6 protein-coding genes and 1 tRNA gene are annotated in these 5,747 nt (G+C 35.5%); 4 read left to right on the top strand and 3 right to left on the bottom strand.

Going from position 1 to position 5,747, the window contains the following annotated elements; translation table 11 throughout:
* Nucleotides 1-8: 8 nt before the first annotated feature.
* Together Q0K35_RS08465 and Q0K35_RS08460 are read right to left on the bottom strand one after the other, a co-directional pair.
* A complete protein-coding gene (locus Q0K35_RS08465; protein ID WP_294562235.1) occupies nt 9-818 on the bottom strand; it encodes an FRG domain-containing protein in 810 nt (269 codons plus the stop codon).
* A 55-nt stretch (nt 819-873) separates the two neighbouring features.
* The gene (locus tag Q0K35_RS08460) at nt 874-1,035 is read right to left on the bottom strand and encodes a rubredoxin (protein ID WP_294562234.1); all 162 of its coding nucleotides are present in this window, start codon (nt 1,033-1,035) and stop codon (nt 874-876) included.
* Between the two features lie 143 nt (nt 1,036-1,178).
* Here Q0K35_RS08460 and Q0K35_RS08455 point away from each other — a divergent pair, with 143 nt between their 5' ends.
* The 4 genes from Q0K35_RS08455 to Q0K35_RS08440 all read left to right on the top strand — a co-directional run bounded on the left by Q0K35_RS08455 (nt 1,179) and on the right by Q0K35_RS08440 (nt 4,144).
* Entirely contained in the window at nt 1,179-2,627 is a 1,449-nt protein-coding gene (locus tag Q0K35_RS08455; RefSeq protein WP_294562232.1) for an FAD-dependent oxidoreductase, read from the top strand.
* A 34-nt stretch (nt 2,628-2,661) separates the two neighbouring features.
* Nucleotides 2,662-3,294: a 2-C-methyl-D-erythritol 4-phosphate cytidylyltransferase gene (gene ispD, locus Q0K35_RS08450; protein ID WP_294562231.1), complete on the top strand. Its 633-nt coding sequence runs from the start codon at nt 2,662-2,664 to the stop codon at nt 3,292-3,294.
* A gap of 33 nt (nt 3,295-3,327) precedes the next feature.
* Nucleotides 3,328-4,038: a polysaccharide deacetylase family protein gene (locus Q0K35_RS08445; protein WP_294562229.1), complete on the top strand. Its 711-nt coding sequence runs from the start codon at nt 3,328-3,330 to the stop codon at nt 4,036-4,038.
* Between the two features lie 30 nt (nt 4,039-4,068).
* Nucleotides 4,069-4,144: transfer RNA gene (locus tag Q0K35_RS08440), tRNA-Thr, on the top strand.
* A 76-nt stretch (nt 4,145-4,220) separates the two neighbouring features.
* Here the strand turns inward: Q0K35_RS08440 and Q0K35_RS08435 are convergent.
* Nucleotides 4,221-5,330, bottom strand: coding sequence for a site-specific integrase (locus tag Q0K35_RS08435; RefSeq protein WP_294562228.1), 1,110 nt, complete (start codon nt 5,328-5,330; stop codon nt 4,221-4,223).
* Nucleotides 5,331-5,747: the final 417 nt, after the last annotated feature.

Here is a 5,747-nt window from a genome sequence, read left to right as displayed (position 1 = left end):
ATTTTTGATTAGCGTGATTCTTTCACAAAATAATGACGTTTTAACCAGTTTGATAAACCATCAAGATCAGGAAAGATGATACGTTCATTGATGTTGAGCCGATCTAACATATCCCTGATTTCCCATCTTAAATCTTTATCAATGATATATTTTACTGTTTTATGTGTATATTTATCTAAAAAATCTTCAATACAGCCAATATTCTTAGGAACTACTGAAAAATAGGAATATTGATTGATGATACGTTCATCAAAAGATGGAGGTTCCAGAAAGACCATGGACTGATCTGACATATCTTTGTCATAGCTTTCCAGATCATGGACGACATTGCGCATCATGTCCGTGGTAAATAAATATGCCTTTTCACGATTTAAAGCTTCCTGATATTTCTGAGGAAGAAGCAAATTCAATTCCTCGATATCAATTTTCCAGATAAGACCATTATGCTCATCCATCTCATGAAGGTGTTCGCCACTTGTCGCAAAATGCATCGCAATCAAAGGTGAATACGTCCAGTCTAATAAACGGGTAGGTAAACCGTGATGTTGTCCGATGATCAACTGCTTCCATACCGAATCCTTTAGATCCGGCATATGCATCGCAGCATATTTTGTAAAGTTTCTCAGAATAGGTTTTTCTAAATCCGTCCACTTTTCTTTGCAGTTTCTTTCAATGCTTGTTGTCAATGTAAAGGAATCATTCGGTAATCCTCGGTATAGAAATGAGGAACGATGCCGATCGATGCGGACATCATATTTTTGATCAAGCACGACCCCAATGATATCTTCTATTTTTTTAATATAAATCTCTTCTGCCATAAAGCCTCCGTTAATTACAAAAATATTTTATCATAATCAACAAAAGAAAACATCCTTATTCAATATAAACTGAAAACTGTTCTTTATCTGCCATACATATAGGACATATCCATTCGTCGTCCAATGCCTCCCATTTTGTATCAGGTGCAAGATTATTTTCAATATCTCCTATGACTTCATCATAAATATAACCACAAACATCACAAACATATTTCATTGTGTTCTCCTTTATAGGCAATAGCCACTTTATTATATGAAATAAAGATCCAAAAACATGCCAGCTTCACAGGCGTATTGGCGTGCTGTCGTAAAGTGATGATATTTTTATGAAAAGAGGGCACCCTATGAATGAGGTGCCTTATGAAAAGTGAATGGATCAAAAACAGAGAAACAGGAATCAAGAAATTAAATCGAAATCTGGAATGTGATGTATTGATCGTTGGAGCAGGTATGAGCGGACTATTGTGTGCTTATCAGCTGCAGGATATGTTTGAGCATATTGTCATCATTGAAAGTGATGAGATTGCCGGTGGGGCAAGCGGCAGAAATACCGGTAAGATCACCAGTCAGCATGGATTGAATTATCAGGAAATACTTAAGATTCATGGTGAAGAGAAGACAAGGCTTTATTATCAGGAAAATGAAAAGGCGATCTTGGAGATAAAAGGAATTATTGAGAAATATGACATTGACTGTGAATATTATGAAAAGGAAGCTGTTGTGGGTTGTAAATCTGTTTATATGACCAAAAAGATTGCAGATGAGATCAAAGCTTATGATACATGTTCGATTCCTTATGAAATTGTCAGAGAAAATGAAATCGAAGGGATCCGTTACGGAGCTAAGTTTTTGAAACAGGCAAGCTTCGATCCTTATCAGTTTTGTATTCAATTAGCTTCGCGTTTAACCTGTGAAATTTATGAAAGAACACCGATGATACATATCCATGATCATGTGGTTAAGACCAAGGATCATACGATACGCTTCCAGCACTGTATCCTTGCTACCCAGGTCATGCCCTTTCAGTTTAAGTTTTTTTATACACTGACAGCGCCTAAACAGAGTTATCTGGCGGCTTTGAAGCCATCAGATAAAAAGAATGTAATGATATTAAGTGAAGATGAAATCACAAAGACGAAAAACGATATGAAAAACTTCATGCTTATCGGAGGCTATGACCATGCTTTAAGTGATGATTCCAATATCAAATGGCAAAGCTTTAAACGTGATCTGGTATTAGAGTATCCCAATCACCGATTATTGAGCACATGGAGCTCACAGGATTATCAGGTGACGGATTATCTGCCGATCGTTGATCGATGTGATGATTTTATTGTGATCACAGGTTTTAATAAATGGGGAAATACAAATGCTTATGTCGCATCCCTGACTGTCAAGGATATTTTGAAGGATGAGATGACAAAGAGAAGGGAATTGTTTTCTTTGAAGAGAAAGAGTCTTGTTTTCAGTAAGAATTTTATTACAGAAAACTATCAGGTCTTAAAAAGTCTGATTGAATCAAAGATGCATGATTCCAAGCTTATGATACCGGACAATCATCAGGCCGTCAGTTTTCAGTTAGACCGTCATCCATATGGAATCTATCGTCAGGATGATAAGCTCTATATCGTGGATACGTTATGTCCACACCTAGGCTGTACGCTTAAATTCAATGAGCATGATAAATGCTGGGATTGTCCGTGTCATGGTTCACGCTTTTCTCTGACCGGAGAGATCATCAAAGGACCGGCAAGTGTCGGACTTCATCACAGTGAATGTCTTATCAGTGAATTAAAACTGGATAAATAAGTGAAATATGGTAAAATGAATATGGGTGGTATTCATGAGATACAGTGCAGTGATACTGGCAGCAGGGTCAGGAACAAGGGTAGGTCTTGGCTATAATAAGCTGTTATATAAAATGGATGAGGAAACGATCATTGAAAAAACGGTCAAGGTCTTTGAACAGGATGCATCCTGTAATGAAATCATCTTAGTCATATCTAAAAATGATGAGGATGATATGAAAAGACTCTTTAAAGATCGGGTTCACTTTGTCTATGGGGGAGCTACCCGTCAGGAAAGCTCCTATCATGGGGTCAGTGCTGCTCATGAAGAAGTGGTCATGATTCATGACGGTGCCCGTCCATATGTTTCACAGGATGAGCTGAAGCGTTGCAAGGAAGCCATGGAAAACTATGATGCTGCTTTATTGATGGTTCCTGTCAAGGATACGATCAAGGTGGTTGATCATGATATTGTCGATCATACTCCCGAGCGTTCAACATTGATGGCAGCGTTAACGCCGCAATGCTTTAAAAGAGATTTAATTTGCGGGTGCTTGAAAAAAGCCATCCATGGGCAAGATGTATTTAGTGATGATGCCAGTGTAGTTGAAAGATTAAGCAATACGAAGGTGCATGTGGTTTTGGGTGCATATACCAATATAAAAATTACGACAAAAGAGGATTTATGATTCTCTTTTTTCATATACTGTAACAGGTGAAAAATGAAAAAGCTGCAGCAGAAGATATTTAATTTAGGAATGGCTTGTATCTTGATCTTTATATGTGTGCTTTTCTATCGTGAGCCTGCAACTCAGCCTGTCTTTACAGAAAAGAAATATGTGGCATTGACATATGATGATGGACCCAGTCAGCTTACGACACAGGCATTGATCGATCTGTTGAATAAATATGACGCTTCGGCGACATTTTTTATTAACGGGAATCATGCCAATGAAAATAAAGAATTGGTGAAAAGCATTTATGAACAGGGCAATGAAATTGGTAATCATACCTTGGATCATATCTGGCTGACAAAAGCAAGCCAAGAAGAGAGAGAACGGCAGATCTATGGAAATGAAAGCTTATTGAAATTTTTAAGCGGACAGCAGGGAGATATGCTGGTACGTCCGCCTTATGGGGATATCAATAAGGATATCTTGGAAGAGTTTGATGTGCCTTTCATTATGTGGAGCGTTGATTCCAGAGATTGGGAGATTAGAAATGCAGCGAGTATTCAAGACAATGTTTTTATGCATATCGAAGATGGAGATATCATTATCATGCATGATGGATATACTTCTACGATCGAAGCAACGGAAGAAATATTGAAGAGAATGCAGAGAGAAGGGTTTGAGGTTGTAAGTGTCAGTGAGCTGTTTGAGTTAAAAAATAAAGAAATTCCGCTTCATGTGAAAGTTAAGCATTGCAGATAATCAAAAAAAGTGATAGAATACTAGTGCTATGCCGACGTAGCACAGTTGGTAGTGCAACGCACTCGTAACGCGTAGGTCGGGGGTTCAAGTCCCTTCGTCGGCACCATATGTAAAAATACTGCCCTAAAATAAGGCAGTTTTTTTATGTTTTTTTAGAATTTCCCTACAAATTCCCTACAAAATTACAGTTTTACTGAATTTAAAGCATCTATCATATTTTCTTGCGACTCTAAAAACCAGTGCCCATAGATGTTATTAACCATCTCAGGAGTATCGCCGATTCTTTTTGCAATTTCAAATACACTAAATTTTAAAGATAGAAGTAAAGAAACATGAGAATGGCGAAAATCATGTACTCTTATTCTTTTGATGCCAGCCTTTTTACTATATTTGATATTAGCATTAGCTATAGCATTTACAGATATAGGTTTATAATATCCAAATACATAATGAGTATCGTTATCACTTGCTTTATAGTATTTCTGAAGATTATAAAGTGCGGTTATACATTGATCAGTTAGTAGTAAAGTGCGATAACTGTTTTGAGTTTTAGGAGTTGTGATAATGCGATTTCGTGTATCATATGATTTATCAATTGACATAGTTTTATTTTTAAAATCAATATCATTCCAAGTAACTGCCATAGCTTCACCTTTTCTTAAACCACAAAAATAAAGTATGGTAAATAAAGTGTGATAGACAATTGAATCATCTATGGCATTGATAAATTTCTTAAATTCTTCAGGAGTGTAGAATTTCATTTCTCTTTTTTTCTCATTTTTTCTAATGGCTTTTTGATATATGAAGCTTTTATTTGTATAGCCATACTTAACACCATAATTAGTTATTGTAGAAAACAGAGTTTGAATTTTTTGTAAATACCTATTAGCGTATGGTTTATTATTTTTCCCATAGGTCATAGATAATAGTTGATCTTGCCATTTTTTTATATCTTTATTAGTAATAGATGATATTTTCATATCACCGAGAAAGGGTTTAATTTTATGCTTATATGTAATTTGCATATCTTGAACTACCCTAAGTTTTCCATTTTTATACATATTGTCAAAATAAAGAGATGCTAATTCATTAAGAGTTATATTATCATTTCCATTGCTTCTATATGAAAGTAGTAAATTTTTTTCATATGTATCTGCATCTTCTCTTGAAATAAAACCTCTTTTTCCATAATTTTTGCGATCAGGTGTTTTTCCTCTGACACCATAGAAAGTTGTTAATCTCTTTCTTCCAGTAAGAGGATTAGTTATTTTCTTTTGGTAAACATAAATCATTGATAATACCCTCCTTTTTTGATAAAATTGGGTATAGAAAAACTGGTGTAGCAATCAATTTTTCTATCGGCAGTATTGGCGTACTGCTTATTGAACCATCCTATTGGCGAAGGGTGGTTTTTTTATTTTCAAAATTATGAAGAAAAATGAAAAAGAGAGCCAGTTCCCCGACTCTCTCAAGTATGCGTCCGCAAACACATACCGCAATTAGTATGTATATAATACAATAACTGTTGGGGAATTGCAAGTGTTAAATAAATTTTTTTAATGCTGTCAATCGACTTTGCAAATCGGGTTTTCGACACTTTCATAACCCTACACAATAGATGATACTTAAATTTGTCCTTATAAATAAGGGCTTTTTTTATGTCGATATCTGTCAAGTTATATAAATTATTGTTGTATATGTTGTATATG

Source organism: uncultured Traorella sp., assembly GCF_944327115.1.
Lineage (GTDB): Bacteria > Bacillota_I > Bacilli_A > Erysipelotrichales > Erysipelotrichaceae > Traorella.
The sequence above is the reverse complement of the archived record's forward strand: the minus strand, read 5'-3'. Positions and strand labels throughout refer to the sequence as shown.

Excerpts from the sequence above, each read along its gene's own strand:
- Q0K35_RS08465 (WP_294562235.1), bottom strand. The coding sequence starts at position 818 with ATGGCAGAAGAGATTTATATTAAAAAAATAGAAGATATCATTGGGGTC.
- Q0K35_RS08460 (WP_294562234.1), bottom strand. The coding sequence starts at position 1,035 with ATGAAATATGTTTGTGATGTTTGTGGTTATATTTATGATGAAGTCATA.
- Q0K35_RS08455 (WP_294562232.1), top strand. The coding sequence starts at position 1,179 with ATGAAAAGTGAATGGATCAAAAACAGAGAAACAGGAATCAAGAAATTA.
- ispD (WP_294562231.1), top strand. The coding sequence starts at position 2,662 with ATGAGATACAGTGCAGTGATACTGGCAGCAGGGTCAGGAACAAGGGTA.
- Q0K35_RS08445 (WP_294562229.1), top strand. The coding sequence starts at position 3,328 with ATGAAAAAGCTGCAGCAGAAGATATTTAATTTAGGAATGGCTTGTATC.
- Q0K35_RS08435 (WP_294562228.1), bottom strand. The coding sequence starts at position 5,330 with ATGATTTATGTTTACCAAAAGAAAATAACTAATCCTCTTACTGGAAGA.